The following is an 18,206-nucleotide window of genomic DNA, read 5'->3' on the forward strand; positions in this document are numbered from 1 at the left end:
CTTTCTCGCAAACCGATATTTATCACTCCGTTCCCTCATCCATCGCTTGCCGCTTATATTTTGAGCAAATCGGCCGCAGTACGACCCTGCATTTCCGGTGCTTTGGCCAGGGCTGTGACATTTTCCAGCCGCAAAAGCGAGTGATTTACGCCATGCTTGGAGCGATTCCGGTCCTTCATCAGTAGGGCCATCCCTCAGGCTCCGGGGACACCTCTTTCCGACACTGGAGCAACACCATGACTGCAAGCAACGCAGCGAATCCGCATCGCATCGTGATCGTCGGGGGGGGCGCCGGCGGGATCGAACTCGCCACCGGTCTGGGCCGTTCGCTCGGCCGCGCGCAACGGGCGGAAGTCATCCTGGTCGATGGCGCATCCACTCACATCTGGAAGCCGTTGCTGCACGAGGTGGCGACCGGCGCGCTCAATACCGGCGAGGACGAGGTCAATTACTTTGCCCACGCGTGGCGCAACGGCTACCGCTTCGAATACGGCTGGATGACGGGTCTGGACCGCGACAGCAAGGAAATCGTGCTGGCCGAGGTGCGCGACGAGGATGGCGTGGTGATGGCCGAACCGCGTCGCCTGCGTTACGACACGCTGGTGATCGCGGTGGGCGCCATTGCCAACGACTTCGGCACGCCGGGCGCCGCCGAGCACTGCATGTTCCTGAACACCCCGGAGGACGCCGAGCGCCTGCGCAAGCGCATCCTGGCGCTGACCTTCGCCGCCAGCGCGAACGCGCATCCGGGCACGCCGCTGCGCATCGCCATCATCGGTGCCGGCCCCACCGGCGTGGAGCTGGCGGCGGAGATCCACCACACCATCTGCGAGCTGCATCACTACGGCTCGAATTTCACCCCGGCGCAGCTGGAGATCACGTTGATCGAAGCCGGCGACCGCATTCTCGCCGCGGCGCCGCCCGCGCTGGCCGACTATGCGCGGGCCGAGCTGGAAAAGCGCCGCATCCAGTTGTTTACCCACCGCCGCGTGGCCGAGGTGCAGCCGGGCAATGTGGTGCTGGCCGATGGCACGGTGCTGGCGGTGGACGTGGCGGTGTGGGCGGCGGGGGTGAAGGCGTCGCCGTGGCTGGCCGAACTGGGCCTGGCGGTCAACCGGCAGAACCAGATCGAGGTGACCACCACCTTGCAGACAGTGACCGACCCCGCCATCTTCGCCATCGGCGATTGTTCCAGTGCGCCGGACGGCGAAGGCGGCAAGCCGCTGTCGGCGACTGCGCAGGTGGCGCACCAGGAGGCGGAATGGCTGGTGAAGGCCCTGGGCGACCGCCTGGCGGGGCGTCCGGTCAAGCCGTTCGTGTTCAAGCCGCAGGGCATCATGGTGTCGCTGGGCAAGCACACCGCCGTGGGCAGCCTGGCGGCCATCGTCGGCCCCAAGCGCAACTATTACGTGGAAGGACGCGGCGCCAAGCTGATCTATGCCTCGCTCTATCGCATCCACCAGGCGGCGGTGCACGGCTGGGTGCTGACCGCGCTGCTGTGGATGGGGGACAAGCTACGCCGCGTGGCGCGGCCGGCCATCAAGCTACATTGAGTCGGGTTTTTGGGTTTGCTTGAGTTGGAACGGTGAGCGTGGTGCGGGCGCCCGGCTGAGCCGGGCGCTCGGCGTTGATGGCCTGCCCGCACCGACTCAATCCTGATTGTTCCTACTCCCCCCGCCCTCGCCGCCGCGCCTTGGTTTCTCTTCCGGCATCGCCCCGCAGCCAGCGTCTGCAAACTCCCGGCCAAGCCGGGAGCACGTCTTGCTTGGTTTGCCAGCAACGGCGCTTCTTGATTGATTCCACTCCCCCCGCCCTCGCCACCGCGCCTTGGTTTCTCTTCCGGCATCGCCCCGTAGCCAGCGTCTGCAAACTCCCGGCCAAGCCGGGAGCGCATCCTGCTTGGTTTGCCAGTAACGGCGCTTCTTGATTGATTCCACTCCCCCCGCCCTCGCCGCCGCGAGGGAGCCTCGCTGCGCTCGTGTCGGTGGATACTTTTGTCTGGGATTGGGTAATGCGCAAACCTTGAAGATCGTGGCGTGGCGTGGCGGGCGAGGTGGCGAGTCTCGGCTTTGCTGTGGCGATGGATAGGTGACCTTGGCGGTTGTGGCGTGGCTTATGCCTTTACGTCCCGTCCTGTTCCACGCGGAACGGCAGGTGGGCGTTGAGTTCGTCGTGGTAGGCGCCGACCAGGCGGCGTTCGCGGTCGAGGAAGCGTTCCACGGCGTCGGCGAAGGCGGGGTGGGCCAGCCAGTGGGCGGAATGGGTCATCACCGGGGAAAAGCCGCGCGCCAGTTTGTGTTCGCCCTGAGCGCCGCCTTCCACGGTATCCAGGCCGTTGGCCAGTGCGTGCTCGATGCCCTGGTAGTAGCACAGCTCGAAGTGCAGGCCGGGCACCCAGCCGCCGGCGTCCCACTGGGCGCCCCAGTAGCGGCCGTACAAGCGGGTCGGGCCGGCGAGGTTGAGCGCGGCGGCGATGGGCGCGTCGTCGCGGTAGGCCAGCGCCATCACCCAGGCGTCGGGCTGCGCGGCGTGGGCGCGCAGGAAGAAATCCAGGTTCAGGTAGGGCGTCGAGCGGTGCTCGCGGTAGGTGCTGTCGTAGCAGCGCATGAAGAACGCCCAGTCGTCCGCGCCGATCTGCCGGCCCAGCTTGCGGCGCACCCGCACGCCGGCCTCGGTCACCTTGCGGCGCTCCTGGCGGATCTTGCGGCGCTTGTCGCGCGACAGGCTGTCGAGGAAATCATCGAAATCGTGCCAGCCGGGCTGGCGTTGCCAGTGGAACTGCACCTGCTCGCGCCGCGTCATCCCGGCGGCGTCGCAGGCGGCGAGGTCGGCGTCGTCGCCGAACAGCAGGTGCAGCGACGACATCCCGCCCTGGTCGGCCAGCTCCAGCGCGCCGCGGATCAGCGCCAGCCGGTCGGCGTCGTCGCGGGCCAGCAAGCGCGGGCCGGGCAAGGGGGTGAACGGTACGGCGCCCACCAGCTTGGGATAGTAGGACAGGCCGTGCTCGGTGTAGGCGCGCGCCCACGCCCAGTCAAACACGTATTCGCCGTAGGAGTGCTGCTTGATATAGAGCGGCATCGCGGCGCGCAGCGTGCCGTCGCGCCATAGCGCCAGGTGGCTGGGCTGCCAGCCGCTGTCGCCGCCGACGCAGCCGCTCTGCTCCAGCGCGTCGAGAAAGGCGTGACGCAGCATGGGCGCATCGCCGGCCAGGGCATCCCAGTCGGCGGCGGGTAGTTCGGCGATGGTGGCGTGCGGACGGATCATGGCGGCGGTGGAAGGTAAAGCGGATCGGCTTGGTGATATGCCCTAGCGACGCATATCGGCCATGGTTATAACATCTGCCCGTTCTGTCTGGAGACTGCGCAGCATGTCCAAGCCTTTGCGGGTGGGTCTGATCGGTTACGGTTATGCCGGCAAGACGTTCCACGCCCCGCTGATCCATGCCACGCCCGCTTTGTCGCTGGTCGCCGTGGCCAGTTCCCGTCCGGCGGATGTCATCGCCGACTGGCCGGACGTGGCGGTGAAGACCGATCCGGCCGCGCTCATCACCCGGCCCGATATCGATCTGGTGGTGATCGCCACCCCCAATGACACCCACGCACCGCTGGCGCGGGCGGCACTGGCGGCCGGCAAGCACGTGGTGGTCGACAAGCCGTTCACCCTGGACGTGGCCGAGGCCGAAGCGCTGGTGGACGCCGCGCGCGAGGCGGGGCGCCAGCTTTCGGTGTTCCACAACCGCCGCTGGGACGCCGATTTCCTGGCATTGCGCCGCCTGCTCGCCGACGGCGTGCTGGGGCGGGTGACCGAGTTCCAGAGCCGCTTCGACCGTTACCGCCCCACCGTGCGGCAGCGCTGGCGCGAGGGCGCCGGCCCGGGCGCGGGGCTGTGGTTCGACCTGGGGCCGCACCTGGTGGACCAGGCGGTGGCGTTGTTCGGCGTGCCCCAGGCGGTCAGCGCCAACCTGGCGATCCGCCGCGACGGCGGGAAGGCGGTGGACGACGCGTTGGTGGTGCTGCACTACCCGACGCTGCGCGCGGTGCTCGGCGCCAGCATGCTGGTATCCGGCGGTACGCCGCGTTTCCTGGTCCACGGCACGCTGGCCAGCTTCGAGAAGCACGGCCTGGACGAGCAGGAGAACCAGCTCAAGGCGGGCCTGACTCCGGCACACGCCGACTGGGGCGTGGATCCGATTCCCGGGCGGCTGCATCGCTGGGTGGACGACCATCCGCAATCCGAGGCGGTACCGATGCCGCGCGGCGACTATCCGGCGTTCTATGCCGCGGTGGCCGAAGCGATCCACGGCCGGGCGCCGAATCCCGTCCCGGCCGAGGACGCGGTGGCGGTGATGCTGGTGCTGGAGGCCGCCATCCGCGCCTCGGACACCAACAGCCTGGTGCGGCTCTGAGCGGAAACGGCCTTCATCCTCCGCCCCCGCGTGTGAAGGCCGATTCGCCCTCGGGCCGCGTCGCCGACGCTGCAACGCGACGACGCCCGGATCCTGCCCCGCCGACTTGGCCGATCACCCCGCGCTCGACCGCTTCTTCGCCCGCCAGCAGGCGCTGAGCCGGTTGCTGCGCGCGCCGGCATTCGGGCGGCGCCGACGCTGAAGGCGCTGGCCGGCACCGGGCGCGGTACCTCGCTCAGCACCTGCCTGTTGCAGAGCCCGATGGTCAACCTGACGGTGGGCGTGGGTGGCGACACCACGCTGGCGGGCGGCGGCCTGCTGTGCCTGCCGACCAGCGTCAGCGCGGTGTGGGATGTCCGGACGACTGCATCATCCCGGTGTCGGGTCGCGACGAGATCGTGTTCGACGCCCCGCGCACCGGCGTGCTGCAACCCGCGGGCAGTTTTTTGTGCCGGACCACGTCGCGGTGGCCCCGGCCGCTTTTCCGGTCGTCGCTTTCGGATTCGTCCCATTCGCCGGGCACCGCGGCGCCAGGCATGTCCTTGGCGTCATTCCCGAGGGTGGGCCCCCCGGTTGGCCCACCGGCCGGGTGGGGAACGGCTGCATGTGCGCGCGCATAGTGATTTGTACCCGCCGGTACACCGGCATTGCTCCGGGCATCGCCATGCGTCGCTTCGTCCAGCACCTGTTCAGCAACCGCGCCGCCGTGCTTGTCGCCGTGCTGTGCGTCGGCCTGCTGTGCACCGGGCTGATGCACCTGTGGATGTATCGCATGCAGACCCGGCTGGTGCAGCAGCGGCTCGACCAGCAGGCCACGCTGGCCGCGGTGCGTATCGAGGCGCGCATGGACCGGCTGAGCGAGATGGCGCGCGGCCTGCGCGGCGCCTTCCTGGTCAACCCCGGCCTGGATCGCCGCACCTTCATCCAGCTGCTGCGCCAGCAGCGACTGTCCCCCGAACTGGGCGACTACCTGATGGCGGCGTACATCCGCGAGGTGCCCGCTGCCCAGGTGGATGCCTTCCTGGCCCGGCAGCAGCAGCCGGCGCTGGGCAGCGCCGGTCAGGTCACCCTGCGTAATTTCGGCAGCCGCGGCAGCTACTACCTGATCGACTATCTCTACCCCGACAACAATGTCACGCACGCCTACATGGGTTTCGACATCGGTGGCCTGCCCACTCGCCTGAAGGCGCTCGAATCCATCCGCGACCGCAACCAGCCGGTGCTCAGCCCGCCGATCCCTTTGCTGGCGCTGAGAAAGCATCCGCCGGTCTTCGCTCTGCGCTATCCGCTGTACCGACCCGATCTGCCGCTCGATACCGCGGCGCAACGTCGCGCCGCGTTCCATGGCTTCCTGTCGATCACCGTGTTACTGAGCGACGTGGAGCGCTGGGTCAAGCTGGCGCTGCCTCCCGGGATGCATTACTCGTTGTGGCAAAGCTGGCAGGACCCGGCCTGGGGGCCCACCGACCACGCCCGGCGCATGCTGGAGGGCGGGCCGGCGGCGGTGTCCCGTGGGCTGAACAGCGAGGTGCTGATCAACCTGCAAGGCGCGCAATGGCGGCTGGTGCTGGAGGAAACCCCGGCCTCCCGGTCGGATCTGTTCTGGCTGTGGCCGGCGGGATTCAGCCTGAGCCTGTTGCTGGCGATGGCCTTTGGCTGGCAGGGCATGCCGCAGCGCAAGCAGGAACCCGCGATGTTGCGCGGCGTCGATCGCATCCTGACGTTGGTCGAGCACCTGCCGGCCATGGTGGTGCTGCGCGATGCGGCCAACGTGGTGGTGTACGGCAACCGGGCGGCGCAGTGCTGGCTGGGCGAGGAGGAACCGCTGCTGGGGCGCAGCGAGCAGATCTGGAGCGCCGCCGAGCTGTCGTCGCACGAGGAGCACAACGCGCTGCACCTGGTGCTGCCGGACCGCAACGGCGAGGAACGGCACCTGGCGCTGACCATCCTGCCGCTGTCCGGCTATCCGGGGCACCGCGCCACCATCGTGCGCGACGTGACCGAGGAGCAGCGGCGCGAGGTCGAACTGACCATGCGGCGGCAGCGCATGTCCGAGTTGCTGGAGATCGTGTGCGACTGGTACTGGGAGCTGGATACCGAGCACCGCATCACCTATGTGTCGAGCAGTCAGTTCGCCCGGGTGGGCTTCAACCTCAGCGTGCTGCTGGGCAAGCGCAGCTGGGAGATCGCCGACGGCGCGCTGACCCAGCAGGAATGGGAGGCCCACCGGCAGCGGCTGGACCGGCGCCAGCCCTACCGCGACTTCATCCTGCGGGTGCCGATGGAGGGCAGGTTCTACGTGGTCAGCCTGAGCGGCCGGCCGCACTACGACACCGCCGGGCGGTTCCAGGGCTATCGCGGCGTGGCGCGCGACATCACCGAGGCGGTCACCCTGCAGGAACACACCCAGGCGCAGGCGGTGCGCCACGAGCGCATCCTGGAAGCGCTCGGCGAAGGGCTGATCGCCCTCGACGCGGCCGGGCGGGTGCAGTACCTCAACTCGGCGGCGATGGCGCTGACCGGCTATTCCGCCGAAGAGGCGACGGGCCTGCCGGTCGAACGCGTGCTGGTGATGGTGGACGACGTGCACAGCGTGCCGCTGCCCAACCTGTGCGGGCCGCTGCTGGTCGGGCAGGCGCAGACGGTGCGACCGCGTCGTTGCGTGCTGCTCAACAAGTACAGCCTGCGCATCGCCGTGGAGGAAAGCGCGGTGGCGATGCGCGAGGCCAACGGCCGGTTGGCGGGGGTGGTGATCGCCTTCCGCGACGAAGGCGTGCCATTGAGGCCGCCGGAGCCCGAAGCGGAGCGGTGAGAACGGCCGGCCAGGGGAGGGCGGCCGTTGCGGGGCGGGCCGACCCCGGCGCGCGATGGGTGCGCCGGCAGGTCGGCCGCCCGGGGCGGTGAGCGCCACCGACCCGGTGCAGCGAACCCGGCGGACAACGCAAGCCACACGGCCGGCAAGGCTCGGCGCTCCGCGCGATCCCGCCAGGAGGGCCTGTCGGTGGCGCTTACTCCACCAGGCCTTCGAACAGCTTGGTCGACAGATAGCGTTCGCCGAACGACGGAATGATCACCGCAATCAGCTTGCCGGCGTTTTCCGGGCGGCGCGCCACCTGTAACGCGGCCCAGGTGGCGGCACCCGCGGAGATCCCGCACAGGATGCCTTCCCGCGTCGCCATCGCGCGGGCCACGGCGAAGGCGTCGTCGTTGGCCACGCGGATCACTTCGTCGTAGGCGGTGGTGTTGAGCACGGCCGGCACGAAGCCCGCGCCGATGCCCTGGATCGGGTGCGGTCCCTTGGCGCCGCCGGACAGTACCGGGCTGGCGTCCGGTTCCACCGCGATCGCCTGGAACGACGGCTTGCGCGCCTTGATCACCTCGGCCACGCCGGTGATGGTGCCGCCGGTGCCCACGCCGGAGATCAGGATGTCGATCTGGCCGTCGGTATCGTTCCACAGCTCCTCGGCGGTGGTGCGGCGGTGGATTTCCGGGTTGGCGGGGTTCTCGAACTGCTGCGGCATGAAGTAATTGGGGTGCTCGTCGCACAGCGCCTTGGCACGGCCGATGGCGCCGCCCATGCCTTCCGGCCCCGGCGTCAGCACCAGCTCGGCGCCGTAGCCGCGCAGCAGCGCGCGCCGTTCGCGCGACATGGTCTCGGGCATGGTCAGCACCAGTTTGTAGCCGCGCGCCGCGCACACCATCGCCAGGCCGATGCCGGTATTGCCCGAGGTCGGTTCGACGATCACGGTATCCGGGCCGATCAGGCCGGCGGCCTCGGCGGCGTCGATCATGCTGACGGCGATGCGGTCCTTCACCGAATGCGAGGGATTCATGTACTCCAGCTTGGCCACCACCGTGGCGACGCATCCTTCGGTCAAACGGTTGAGCTTGACGAGGGGGGTGTTGCCGATCAGCTGGGTGACATCGTTGGCGATACGCATGGCGGACTCCTGGTGAGTGGGTGCGCCCCTGGGCGGGACGCACTGGATTCGGGGGCGGCTGCTTGCCGGGGCCGGGCGGGTCGCGTGGGGCGACGCTTCGCGATTCTGGCCGATTTCCCAGGAGCTGGCATGTTGGCGACGCGCGTGGGAGGGATGGCGATAGCCTAGGGCGTGTCATCAATGGTTTCGCGGCAGCGTTCGGTGCAGTTCGGGATGCCGCGCCAGGAGCTGGTTGCGCCGCGGTATGGATACCGCAAGCGGCCAGCGACACCGCGTGGCGCCCGAAATGCGCCGAACCCGCAGGGCTGGGTCGAAAAAACACCATCCACGGCGTTTCACGCCTTGCCAATAACCGGTTATTGGCTGTGTCGTGCGCCTTGTGGCTGGCGCTTTTTCGATCCAGCGCTGTCGCGAAACCATTGATGACACGCCCTGGTTTGCAGTGTACGCCGCGATGGCTATCACTGGCAGCGCTCAGCCCAGTGCGGTGTCCAGCACCATCATGATGACGAAGCCCACCATCAGTCCGCCGGTGGCGTAGACCTCGTGCCCCTTGCGATGCGACTCGGGAATGATCTCGTGGCTGATGACGAACAGCATCGCGCCCGCCGCGAACCCCAGTCCCCAGGGCAGCAGCGCGGCCGAGTGGCTGACCACCGCGGCGCCGAACACCGCGCCCACCGGCTCCACCAGCCCCGACGCCATGCCCAGCCCGACCGAGAGCAGGCGCGAATAGCCCACCGCCAACAGCGCGGCGGCCACCACCAGTCCTTCCGGCAGATCCTGGATGGCGATGCCGGTGGCCAGCGCGCCGGCACTGGTCGGATCGGTGCCGGCGAAGGCGACGCCGATCGCCAGCCCCTCGGGCAGGTTGTGCAGCGCGATGGCGAACACGAACAGCCAGGCGCGGCGTAGCGCCAGCGCCTGCGGCCCTTCCACGCCCTTGATGAAATGCTCGTGCGGCAACACGCGGTCGAGCAGCAGCAACAGCGCGGCGCCGAGCAGGATGCTGGCGCCGACGGTCATCCCGGCCTGCCACGGGCCGGCGCCCTGGCTCTGGGCGGCCGCGATGCCGGGCACCACCAGCGAGAACGCGCTGGCTGCCAGCATCACCCCGGCGCCGAAGCCGAACAGGGTGTCCTGGGTACGTTCGGACAACCGCTGCGACAGCAGCACCGGGATGGTGCCCAGCGCGGTGGCGGCGGCGGCCACCAGACCGCCGGCCAGCGCGCCGTTCACCGCGGGGCCGCCGAGGCCGACGCGTTGCCACAACAGCTGGATGACGAGCGCAATCGCGGCCAGCACGATGCCGAAGCCCAGCATCTTCCGCAGCAGATAGGCGCGGGAAAGCAGGGTGCTCATGAGCGTTCTCCAGACGGCGCGTCGCGACGATGGGCCGTGTCATGCCGCATCCGGGTGAATGCGGCGCAAAGCGGACAGATGGCCGCGGCGGTGAATCATTCGGCGTGCCGGACAATTTCGGCACCCATCTGATTTATCTTAATGAAAACCATTCTCAACAACAAACAGATTCAAGGCGGGCGCTCCGATAAGGGGGCGAACCCGGAGCACGGCTGCATCCGTTTCGATGGCGCGGTCGCAAGCTTCCGCCCCTTGCCGCCAGGCCGCGCGGCCGGCGAACGCCAGGTCGCCATGGCGACGGCCGCGCATGGCTCGCCTGAGCGCGCCGATTCCCCCTAAGATCGGGGCGGCACGACGACAACGGAACACGCAATGAAGATCTACAAGGTGGGCGGCGCGGTACGTGATCGGCTGCTGGGGCTGCCGGTCAAGGATGTCGACTGGGTGGTGGTCGGCGCCGATGCCGCGCAGATGGAGGCGCAGGGGTTTCGCCCCGTCGGCAAGGATTTTCCGGTGTTCCTGCATCCGCGCACCCAGGAGGAGTACGCGCTGGCCCGCACCGAGCGCAAGAGCGGTCGGGGCTACAAGGGCTTTACCGTATTCGCCGACCCCAGCGTCACCCTGGCGGAGGACCTGGCGCGGCGCGACCTGACGATCAACGCCATGGCCGAAGACGAGCAGGGCAACGTGATCGACCCGTTCGGCGGCCGCGACGACCTGCGCGACCGGCTGTTGCGCCATGTATCGCCCGCCTTTGCCGAAGACCCGGTCCGCATCCTGCGGCTGGCGCGCTTCGCCGCGCGCTTCGGCTTTGCCGTGGCGCCGGAGACGCTGGCGCTGATGCAAGGCATGGTGACCGACGGCGAAGCCGACCATCTGGTGGCGGAGCGGGTCTGGCAGGAGCTGGCGCGCGGCCTGATGGAAGCGCGCCCGAGCGCCATGTTCGACGTGCTGCGCCGTTGTGGCGCGCTGGCCCGGGTGGCGCCCGAACTGGACGCACTGTGGCATGCGCCCGAGGTCGGCGAGCGCGTGATGCGCGTGCTCGATTACACCGCCGCGCAAGAGCAGTCGCTGGCGATCCGCTACGCCTCGTTGTGCGCCCGGCTGGGCGATGGCGAAGCGGCGCAGGGTGAAACCGTCCTTGTCGAGGCGTTGAGCAAACGCTTGCGTGCGCCCTCCGAATGTCGGGATCTGGCGCTGATGGCCCGGCGGGAGCGCCAGACCATCCACCATGCGCCGACGCTGGACGCCGATGCGCTGCTCGCCCTGTTCGGCCGCACCGACGCGCTGCGCAAGCCGGAGCGCTTCGCCCAGCTGCTCGATGTCTGCGCCGCCGATCTGCGGGCGGACGACGCAACGCTGGCCTATCTCCAGGCCGCCCATCTGCTCCGGCTGCTGGACGCCGCGCGCGGCGTGGATGCCGGCGCGGTGGCCAAGGCGTGTCCCGACCCCTCGCAGATTCCTGCACGGGTGGCGCAGGCGCGTCGGGCCGCCATCCTTGCCGCGCTGTAAGTCCGCCCCGTCAAGCGGGGCGTTCTTGGGCAAACCGGGCTAATACCACCACTTGTTTTGTCAGCATGGCCGTTTATGGCGAAGTTGCTTCCGTTTGTCGCCAGCTGGACGGCATCACAACGCCGTGCCCCTGAAAATCATAACCAACTGATTATTAACAATAATTAGTGAATGCTTACTTGGTTGACACTGACAACCCGGATGAATCACCATGCGACCTGCATGCCATGGCGGCATGGTTGCGATACGTCGATGCATCTTTCGCAGGCCGTGCCAGATTCCACGATTGGTATTATCCCAAAGACATAGCGGCGGGCGGCATGCCCTGAGCCGATAAGGATGGAGAATTTTGTTCATGTCGCAATTCACGCGCTTCACCCTCGCGGTGATCCCGGCGGCGCTCGCAGCCGCTCAGGCATTTGCCGCCTACCCCGCATGGCAGGAAGGCAATACCTACACCGCCGGTACCTTTGTTTCGTACAACGGCCATGACTACCAGGCCCTGGTCACCCATACCGCCTATGTCGGCGCCAACTGGAACCCGGCCGCGTCGCTCACGCTGTGGAAGGATCTGGGCGTTTCGTCCGGCACCGCCACGCCGACGCCCACGCCGGTAGTGACCCCGACCCCGACCGCCGTCGTTACCCCCACCCCGACCCCGGTCGTGACCCCGACCCCGACCGGCACCCCCGGCGCGTCCTGCTACGTGGCCTGGACTGCCAGCGGCGTCTACACCGGCGGCACCAAGGTGACCTACAACGGCCGCAACTACGAAGCCAAGTGGTGGACGCAAGGCGACAACCCCGCGCAATCCGGTGACTGGGGCGTGTGGAAGGATCTGGGCGCCTGCTCCAGCCAGCCCACCCCGACCCCGACGCCGGTGGTGACCCCGACGCCGACTCCGGTCGTGACGCCGACTCCGACCCCCGTCGTGACCCCGACGCCGACCCCGGTGGTGACGCCCACTCCGACCCCGGTCGTGACGCCGACCCCGACCCCCGTCGTGACCCCGACGCCGACTCCGGTGGTGACGCCCACCCCGACGCCGGTCGTGACCCCGACCCCGACGCCGATCACCGGCGCGCAAGTGGGTGCCTATTTCACCCAGTGGGGTGTGTACGCCCGCAACTACCAGGTGAAGCACATCGACACCAGCGGTGCCGCGGCCAAGCTCACCTTCGTCAACTACGCCTTCGGCAACCTGTATCAGAAGAACGGCGGCTACGAGTGCGGCATCGTCAACAAGCTGGAACCGGGTTCGACCAACCCGAACGCTGCGGACGCCGGCACCGGTGGTGACGCCTGGTCCGACTACCAGCGCGGCATCGGCGGTGGCGATTCGATCGACGGCGTGGGCGACATCTGGGGCTGGCCGCAGTGGGACGACCCGCGCAACGGCAAGTCCGGTCCGCTCAAGGGCAACTTCAATCAGCTGAAGAAGCTGAAGGCCAAGTACCCGAACCTGAAGGTCTATATCTCGCTGGGCGGCTGGACCTGGTCCAAGTGGTTCTCCGCTGCGGCCAAGACCGATGCCCTGCGCAAGCAGCTGGTCCGTTCCTGCATCGACGTGTACATCAAGGGTAACGTGCCGTTCGACGCTGGCTCCAACGCGGGCGGCGAAGGCACTGCGGCCGGCGTGTTCGACGGTATCGACATCGACTGGGAATTCCCGGGCGTGATCGGCCAGCCGTACAACACCGTGGCGCCGGAAGACAAGCAGAACTTCACGCTGCTGCTGAAGGAGTTCCGCGAACAGCTCGACGCCATCGGCGCCACCAACAACGCCCGTTACGGCCTGACCGTCGCCATCGGCGCCGGCAAGGACAAGATCGAGATGACCGAACCGGCCGAGTACACCAAGTACCTCGACTGGGTGAACGTCATGAACTACGACTACAACGGCGCGTGGGCGGCTCAGGGCCCGACCGACTTCCAGTCGCACCTGTACAAGGATCCGAGCAACCCCAACTACATCGACAGCAAGACCGGTCAGCGTAGCCTGGTGTCGTACTACAACACCGACGAAGCGATCCAGTTGCTGGTTGCCAAGGGCGCACCGCGCAACAAGCTGCTGGTCGGCCTGCCGTTCTACGGCCGTGGCTGGACCGGCGTGCAAGCCGGCCCGAACGGCGATGGTCTGTACCAGGCCGCCACCGCCGGCGCCAAGGGTACCTACGAGACCGGCATCGAGGACTACAAGGTGCTGAAGAACGCCGCCGGTACGCTGCGCTATCACCCGACCACCAAGCAATCGTGGAAGTTCGACGGCAGCAACTGGTGGAGCTACGACACCCCGCAGGACATCGCGCTCAAGGTGAACTACGTCAAGAGCAACAGCCTGGGTGGCGTGTTCAGCTGGTCGCTCGACGGTGATACCGCCGACGCCGAACTCACCAAGGAAATGGCCAAGGTCCGTCAATAACAGCGGATCCAACCAAACAGATTTTGCGCATCCACACTCTCCGCGCAAACACTCGCCCCTGTCGCTGACAGGGGCTTTTTTTTGCCTGCTTCGCCCGGCGCCACCGCGCCGTGCTTCCCGCTGCGTTGGCGGTGCGTCCGTCGCGCACCGGCTGCTGCGCCCTATCCCTGCTGCTGACGGTTGCGCCGACGGGGCACCGCCTGGCGCGGACGCCGGCCACGCTTGCAGGATCGCGCCCGGCGCGGACGGTGGCCCGCCTTCTCGGGCCGCCATGCCTGGCTGCCAACCCGATCCTGCCCCGATGGACCTTACTGTTTGCCATGCCTCCAGCGCAGGCGCGTTGACCTTTGGGACAGTCGCCACAGGCGGGGAGCTTTCTCCGCGAGGAGGTGGCGTCTGCTCGTCCGCTGAGGGGGTCGGTTGCTCGGATTCAGCCGATCCGTTTGTAAGAAATGTAAGTAAAATCCAAGATGAATTTGATTGATAAGTAAATTGCTTACTTATCGGAAAACCCGTTCCATGGGGGTGCGTAGTTATAAATGCCTCATTCCCACGTGAAAACCCGTGTGTTTCATGGCACGACATTATTCCGTTCGTCGACGTATGAGCGGCAATATCAGAAAAAACAAATCATCAATTAACTATTTGAATTTAAATAAAAAAATACGATTTTTCTTTTTTTGACAGATCGTGTGTAGTTTCGCGAATATGTCCTACACGCTCTGCCAAAACACGTCACAACACGGCCTCGCTCCCACGCCTCACGCAACATGCAACGCAACCGGGGTCGGAACACGGTGGATGCAAAAAATGCTTGCTGCATTTGCAAGCAAATTCAGAGAAACCTGAGCAAGGAGGATGTTTAGATGACGCGATTCCATCGCATGACGCTGCTGGCCCTGCCGGCGGCACTGGCAGCGGCGTATGCCTTTGCCGCTTACCCGGCATGGCAGGAAGGCAACACCTACGCGGCCGGTACGCTGGTCAGCTACAACGGTGCCGACTATCGCGCGCTGGTCACTCATACCGCCCACGTCGGTACCAACTGGAACCCGGCTCAATCGCCCACGCTGTGGACCAAGGTGGGTGATTCCGTCGTGACCCCGACCCCGGTCGTCACCCCGACGCCGGTTGTCACGCCCACCCCGACCCCGGTGGTGACGCCGACCCCGACGCCCGTCGTGACCCCGACCCCCGCTGCCGGCTGCTATCAGGCCTGGAGCGCCGGCGCGGTCTACAACGGCGGTTCGCAGGTGACCTACAACGGCCGTAACTACAAGGCCAAGTGGTGGACCCAGGGCGACGATCCCAGCAAGAGCGGTGCCTGGGGCGTCTGGGAAGATCTCGGCGTCTGCTCCGGCGGCGACGTGACCCCCACGCCGACCCCGGTCGTGACCCCGACCCCGACGCCGGTTGTCACCCCCACCCCGACCCCGGTGGTAACGCCCACGCCGACCCCGGTGGTAACGCCCACTCCGACGCCGGTTGTGACGCCCACCCCGACCCCGGTGGTGACGCCGACTCCGACGCCGGTCGTGACCCCGACGCCGACCCCGGTCGTGACGCCGACCCCGACGCCTGTCGTCACCCCGACTCCGACGCCGGTTGGCCCGACGCCGACCCCGATCGCCGGCGCACAAGTGGGTGCCTACTTCTCGCAATGGGGCATCTACGGTCGCAACTACCAGGTCAAGCACATCGACACCAGCGGTTCCGCTGCCAAGCTCACCTTCATCAACTACGCCTTCGGCAACATCTACGAGAAGAACGGCGGCTACGAGTGCGGCATGGTCAACAAGCTGGAACCGGGCGCGACCGATCCGAACGCGCCGGGTGCCGGTACCGGTGGCGATTCCTGGGCCGACTACCAGAAGGGCATGGATGGCAGCACCGCCATCGACGGCGTGGCCGATCCCTACGGCTTTGCCTGGGATGATCCGCGCACCGGCAAGGCGGGTCCGCTGAAGGGCAACTTCAACCAGCTGAAGAAGCTGAAGGCCAAGTACCCGAACATCAAGGTGTTCATCTCGCTGGGTGGCTGGACCTGGTCCAAGTGGTTCTCCAAGGCATCGGCCACCGACGCGCTGCGCAAGCAACTGGTGAGCAGCTGTATCGACCTCTACATCAAGGGCAACCTGCCGTTCGATTCGGGCAGCAACGCCGGTGGTGAAGGTTCGGGTGTCGGCGTGTTCGACGGTATCGACATCGATTGGGAATTCCCGGGCGTGGTCGGCCAGCCGTACAACACCGTCAGTCCGGCCGACAAGCAGAACTTCACGCTGTTGCTGAAGGAGTTCCGCGAGCAGCTCAACGCCATCGGTGCCAACGATGGCAAGCACTATGCCCTGACCGTCGCCATCGGCGCCGGTAAGGACAAGATCGACATGACCGAACCGGGCGAGTACAGCAAGCACCTCGACTGGATCAACATCATGTCGTACGACTACAACGGCACCTGGTCGGCGCAAGGCCCGACCGACTTCCAGTCGCACCTGTACCCCGATCCGACCAACCCCAACGCCATCGACAGCAAGACCGGCCAACCCAGCCTGGCGACTCACTACAACACCGATTCCGCGGTGAAGTCGCTGCTGGCCAAGGGTGTGCCGGGCAAGAAGCTGCTGGTCGGTATCCCGTTCTATGGTCGCGGCTGGACCGGCGTGCAGCCGGGCCCGAACGGCGACGGTCTGTACCAGGCCGCCACTGGCGCCGCCAAGGGTACCTACGAGGCCGGCAACGAGGACTACAAGGTGCTGAAGAACGCCGCCGGTACCGTCCGCTACCACCCGGTGACCAAGCAATCGTGGAAGTACGACGGCAGCAACTGGTGGAGCTACGACACCCCGCAGGACATCGCGGTCAAGGTCGACTACATCAAGTCCAACGGTCTGGGCGGCACCTTCGCCTGGGCGCTGGATGGCGACACCGCCGACGGCGAACTGGTGAAGGAAATCGCCAAGGTCCGCCAATAAGCTGGTCCTGTCCTCTGGATCCACGACTGAACCCCGCCCTCTGGGCGGGGTTTTTTTATGGCCACGGGTACGGGAACGCTGGATAGGAAAAACGGCCCTGTCGGGCCGTTGTCGTCGGGCGGATGGGCGCTTCAGCCCTGGCGGCGGTTTTCCACGATGCGCATGCGTTCGGCCAGCGCCTTGCTGCGCAGCTTGGCCACATGCGGCTGGGCGCCGGCTTCGGCCAGTTGCTCGGCCAGCGCGAAGTGCTTCTGCCAGTGCACGAACTCGCGGTCGGTACGACCGACGGCGGCGCTCACCCGCGCCAGCACGCCATGGATCTGCATCTGCAGATACAGCATCGGTACTTCCTCGACGCTGTTCAGGTAGTACTGCGCCGCGTGCAGCTGGCCCAGGTCCAGACAGGTTTCGCCCAGCTCGATCAGGTTGACGGTGCGCCCCCATTGGTTGCTGGTGCCGGCGTTCAGCACCAGCGAGCGCTCCAGTTGCCGCAGCGCGGCCTGCAACTTGCCCTGGCGGCGATAGATGTGGCCGCGGTAGTAGTACAGCTCGTGTTCGTACTGGCAGTAGCCCATGTCGTCGAGCAGGGCTTCGGCGGCGGCCAGCTCCACCAGTGCGGCGGCGAAATCGCCGCGGTGACAGGCGTCGGCCGCCAAGTTGATGTAGAGGCAGAACGCCACGTCGTTGCGGCTGATCTGCGGCAGGTATTCGCGGGCCTTCTCCAGCATGGCGGTGGTGGTGACCGGATCGCCATAGATGAAGAACGCCTTGCCCAGGCCCAGGTAGCCCCGCAGGATGGCCAGCGGGTCGTTGCGGTCGAAACCGCGCTCCAGCTGCTTGAGCCAGTTGTCCACCGCCACGTCGTATTGTTCGAGGTCGTAGGAGATGCCGGAGGCCAGGTCCAGCGTATCGAACCACAGCGACCACAACGCGTGGGTCTCGGCCATCTCCAGCGCGCGGCGGGCCGCCTGGTCCGCCTCGTTCAGCACGTTGCGCGCGCTGTGCGCGGCGGCCTGGGTATACAGCGCCAGCGCCTGGCCGGGGTGGTATTCGATGGATTCGGCCAGCATCTGCGCCTGGCCGGCCAGTTGCAGGGCCTGATTGGGTGAAACATTGGCCAGGGTGCCGGCCACGGCCAGAGTCTGGTCGATCTCGGAGCGCAGATCGTGGGCGCGCGGCACCATGCTCATCGCGTCAGGCCGCGCTGATCGCCAGGTACTTCTGCATCAGCGCTTCCTTGCTTTCCTGCCGATCCGGGTCGTGCGGAATGCAGTCCACCGGACAGACCTGCTGGCATTGCGGCTCGTCGTAGTGGCCGACGCATTCGGTGCACAGGTTGGGGTCGATCTGGTAGATCTCGGCGCCTTGGGAGATCGCGTGGTTGGGGCACTCGGGTTCGCAGACGTCGCAATTGATGCATTCGTCGGTGATCATCAGGGACATCGATTACTTCCTCGGTAAAGCGGATAAAAAAACCAGTAAAAACATGGGACTAGCCTAGATCGCGCGATTGTCCCACTTTCGGGGCCGGCAAACAATGACAAGGGGAAGGCGGCTGCGTTTTCTTTGCCGCATTGCAAAGCCGGCCGGGC

General features: G+C 66.9%; 13 protein-coding genes. 7 read left to right on the plus strand and 6 right to left on the minus strand.

Translation table 11 applies throughout. The features are described 5' to 3' along the window. Nucleotides 1-53 precede the first annotated feature (53 nt). Nucleotides 54-191, minus strand: a complete 138-nt coding sequence (locus tag C556_RS22685; RefSeq protein ID WP_157235684.1) for a hypothetical protein — start codon at nt 189-191, stop codon at nt 54-56. Between the two features lie 45 nt (nt 192-236). On the opposite strand from C556_RS22685, the gene C556_RS0101045 reads away from it, so the two are divergent. Next, the gene (locus C556_RS0101045; protein WP_018746367.1) at nt 237-1,553 is read left to right on the plus strand and encodes an NAD(P)/FAD-dependent oxidoreductase; all 1,317 of its coding nucleotides are present in this window, start codon (nt 237-239) and stop codon (nt 1,551-1,553) included. Between the two features lie 568 nt (nt 1,554-2,121). Here C556_RS0101045 and C556_RS0101050 read toward each other — a convergent pair. Beyond that, entirely contained in the window at nt 2,122-3,264 is a 1,143-nt protein-coding gene (locus C556_RS0101050) for a GNAT family N-acetyltransferase (RefSeq protein WP_018746368.1), read from the minus strand. A gap of 103 nt (nt 3,265-3,367) precedes the next feature. Between C556_RS0101050 and C556_RS0101055 the strand changes: the two genes are divergently transcribed. Both C556_RS0101055 and C556_RS0101065 read left to right on the plus strand, forming a co-directional pair. Continuing rightward, nucleotides 3,368-4,405: an oxidoreductase gene (locus tag C556_RS0101055; RefSeq protein ID WP_018746369.1), complete on the plus strand. Its 1,038-nt coding sequence runs from the start codon at nt 3,368-3,370 to the stop codon at nt 4,403-4,405. Between the two features lie 664 nt (nt 4,406-5,069). After that, on the plus strand, nt 5,070-7,217 hold the full coding sequence (locus C556_RS0101065; RefSeq protein ID WP_026262710.1) for a CHASE domain-containing protein: 2,148 nt from the start codon (nt 5,070-5,072) through the stop codon (nt 7,215-7,217). Between the two features lie 196 nt (nt 7,218-7,413). Here the strand turns inward: C556_RS0101065 and cysK are convergent, their stop codons facing one another. Together cysK and C556_RS0101080 are read right to left on the minus strand one after the other, a co-directional pair. Continuing rightward, nucleotides 7,414-8,346: a cysteine synthase A gene (gene cysK / locus C556_RS0101075; RefSeq protein ID WP_018746371.1), complete on the minus strand. Its 933-nt coding sequence runs from the start codon at nt 8,344-8,346 to the stop codon at nt 7,414-7,416. Nucleotides 8,347-8,820: 474 nt separating this feature from the next. Further along, nucleotides 8,821-9,708 (minus strand): ZIP family metal transporter, encoded by an 888-nt coding sequence (locus C556_RS0101080; protein WP_018746372.1) that lies wholly within the window; start codon nt 9,706-9,708, stop codon nt 8,821-8,823. A 141-nt stretch (nt 9,709-9,849) separates the two neighbouring features. Between C556_RS0101080 and C556_RS22690 the strand changes: the two genes are divergently transcribed. The 4 genes from C556_RS22690 (at nt 9,850) to C556_RS0101095 (ending at nt 16,614) form a co-directional block, all read left to right on the plus strand. Further along, nucleotides 9,850-10,047 (plus strand): hypothetical protein, encoded by a 198-nt coding sequence (locus C556_RS22690; RefSeq protein WP_157235686.1) that lies wholly within the window; start codon nt 9,850-9,852, stop codon nt 10,045-10,047. A gap of 33 nt (nt 10,048-10,080) precedes the next feature. Continuing rightward, nucleotides 10,081-11,220 (plus strand): multifunctional CCA addition/repair protein, encoded by a 1,140-nt coding sequence (locus C556_RS0101085; RefSeq protein WP_018746373.1) that lies wholly within the window; start codon nt 10,081-10,083, stop codon nt 11,218-11,220. 355 nt (nt 11,221-11,575) lie between these two features. After that, on the plus strand, nt 11,576-13,642 hold the full coding sequence (locus C556_RS0101090) for a glycosyl hydrolase family 18 protein (protein ID WP_040430084.1): 2,067 nt from the start codon (nt 11,576-11,578) through the stop codon (nt 13,640-13,642). 866 nt (nt 13,643-14,508) lie between these two features. Beyond that, complete coding sequence (locus C556_RS0101095; RefSeq protein WP_211214642.1) at nt 14,509-16,614, plus strand: glycosyl hydrolase family 18 protein; 2,106 nt, start codon at nt 14,509-14,511, stop codon at nt 16,612-16,614. Nucleotides 16,615-16,745: 131 nt separating this feature from the next. On the opposite strand, the gene C556_RS0101100 is transcribed toward C556_RS0101095, so the two are convergent. Next, nucleotides 16,746-17,804 carry a hypothetical protein gene (locus C556_RS0101100; RefSeq protein WP_018746376.1) on the minus strand — a complete coding sequence of 353 codons (1,059 nt, stop codon included), beginning with the start codon at nt 17,802-17,804 and terminating at the stop codon, nt 16,746-16,748. A gap of 4 nt (nt 17,805-17,808) precedes the next feature. Beyond that, nucleotides 17,809-18,057 carry a YfhL family 4Fe-4S dicluster ferredoxin gene (locus C556_RS0101105; protein WP_018746377.1) on the minus strand — a complete coding sequence of 83 codons (249 nt, stop codon included), beginning with the start codon at nt 18,055-18,057 and terminating at the stop codon, nt 17,809-17,811. Nucleotides 18,058-18,206 lie beyond the last annotated feature (149 nt).

Origin of the sequence: Chitiniphilus shinanonensis DSM 23277 (assembly GCF_000374805.1) — a bacterium.
GTDB lineage: Bacteria > Pseudomonadota > Gammaproteobacteria > Burkholderiales > Chitinibacteraceae > Chitiniphilus > Chitiniphilus shinanonensis.

Excerpts from the sequence above, each read along its gene's own strand:
- C556_RS22685 (WP_157235684.1), bottom strand. The coding sequence starts at position 191 with ATGGCCCTACTGATGAAGGACCGGAATCGCTCCAAGCATGGCGTAAAT.
- C556_RS0101045 (WP_018746367.1), top strand. The coding sequence starts at position 237 with ATGACTGCAAGCAACGCAGCGAATCCGCATCGCATCGTGATCGTCGGG.
- C556_RS0101050 (WP_018746368.1), bottom strand. The coding sequence starts at position 3,264 with ATGATCCGTCCGCACGCCACCATCGCCGAACTACCCGCCGCCGACTGG.
- C556_RS0101055 (WP_018746369.1), top strand. The coding sequence starts at position 3,368 with ATGTCCAAGCCTTTGCGGGTGGGTCTGATCGGTTACGGTTATGCCGGC.
- C556_RS0101065 (WP_026262710.1), top strand. The coding sequence starts at position 5,070 with ATGCGTCGCTTCGTCCAGCACCTGTTCAGCAACCGCGCCGCCGTGCTT.
- cysK (WP_018746371.1), bottom strand. The coding sequence starts at position 8,346 with ATGCGTATCGCCAACGATGTCACCCAGCTGATCGGCAACACCCCCCTC.
- C556_RS0101080 (WP_018746372.1), bottom strand. The coding sequence starts at position 9,708 with ATGAGCACCCTGCTTTCCCGCGCCTATCTGCTGCGGAAGATGCTGGGC.
- C556_RS22690 (WP_157235686.1), top strand. The coding sequence starts at position 9,850 with ATGAAAACCATTCTCAACAACAAACAGATTCAAGGCGGGCGCTCCGAT.
- C556_RS0101085 (WP_018746373.1), top strand. The coding sequence starts at position 10,081 with ATGAAGATCTACAAGGTGGGCGGCGCGGTACGTGATCGGCTGCTGGGG.
- C556_RS0101090 (WP_040430084.1), top strand. The coding sequence starts at position 11,576 with ATGTCGCAATTCACGCGCTTCACCCTCGCGGTGATCCCGGCGGCGCTC.
- C556_RS0101095 (WP_211214642.1), top strand. The coding sequence starts at position 14,509 with ATGACGCGATTCCATCGCATGACGCTGCTGGCCCTGCCGGCGGCACTG.
- C556_RS0101100 (WP_018746376.1), bottom strand. The coding sequence starts at position 17,804 with ATGAGCATGGTGCCGCGCGCCCACGATCTGCGCTCCGAGATCGACCAG.
- C556_RS0101105 (WP_018746377.1), bottom strand. The coding sequence starts at position 18,057 with ATGTCCCTGATGATCACCGACGAATGCATCAATTGCGACGTCTGCGAA.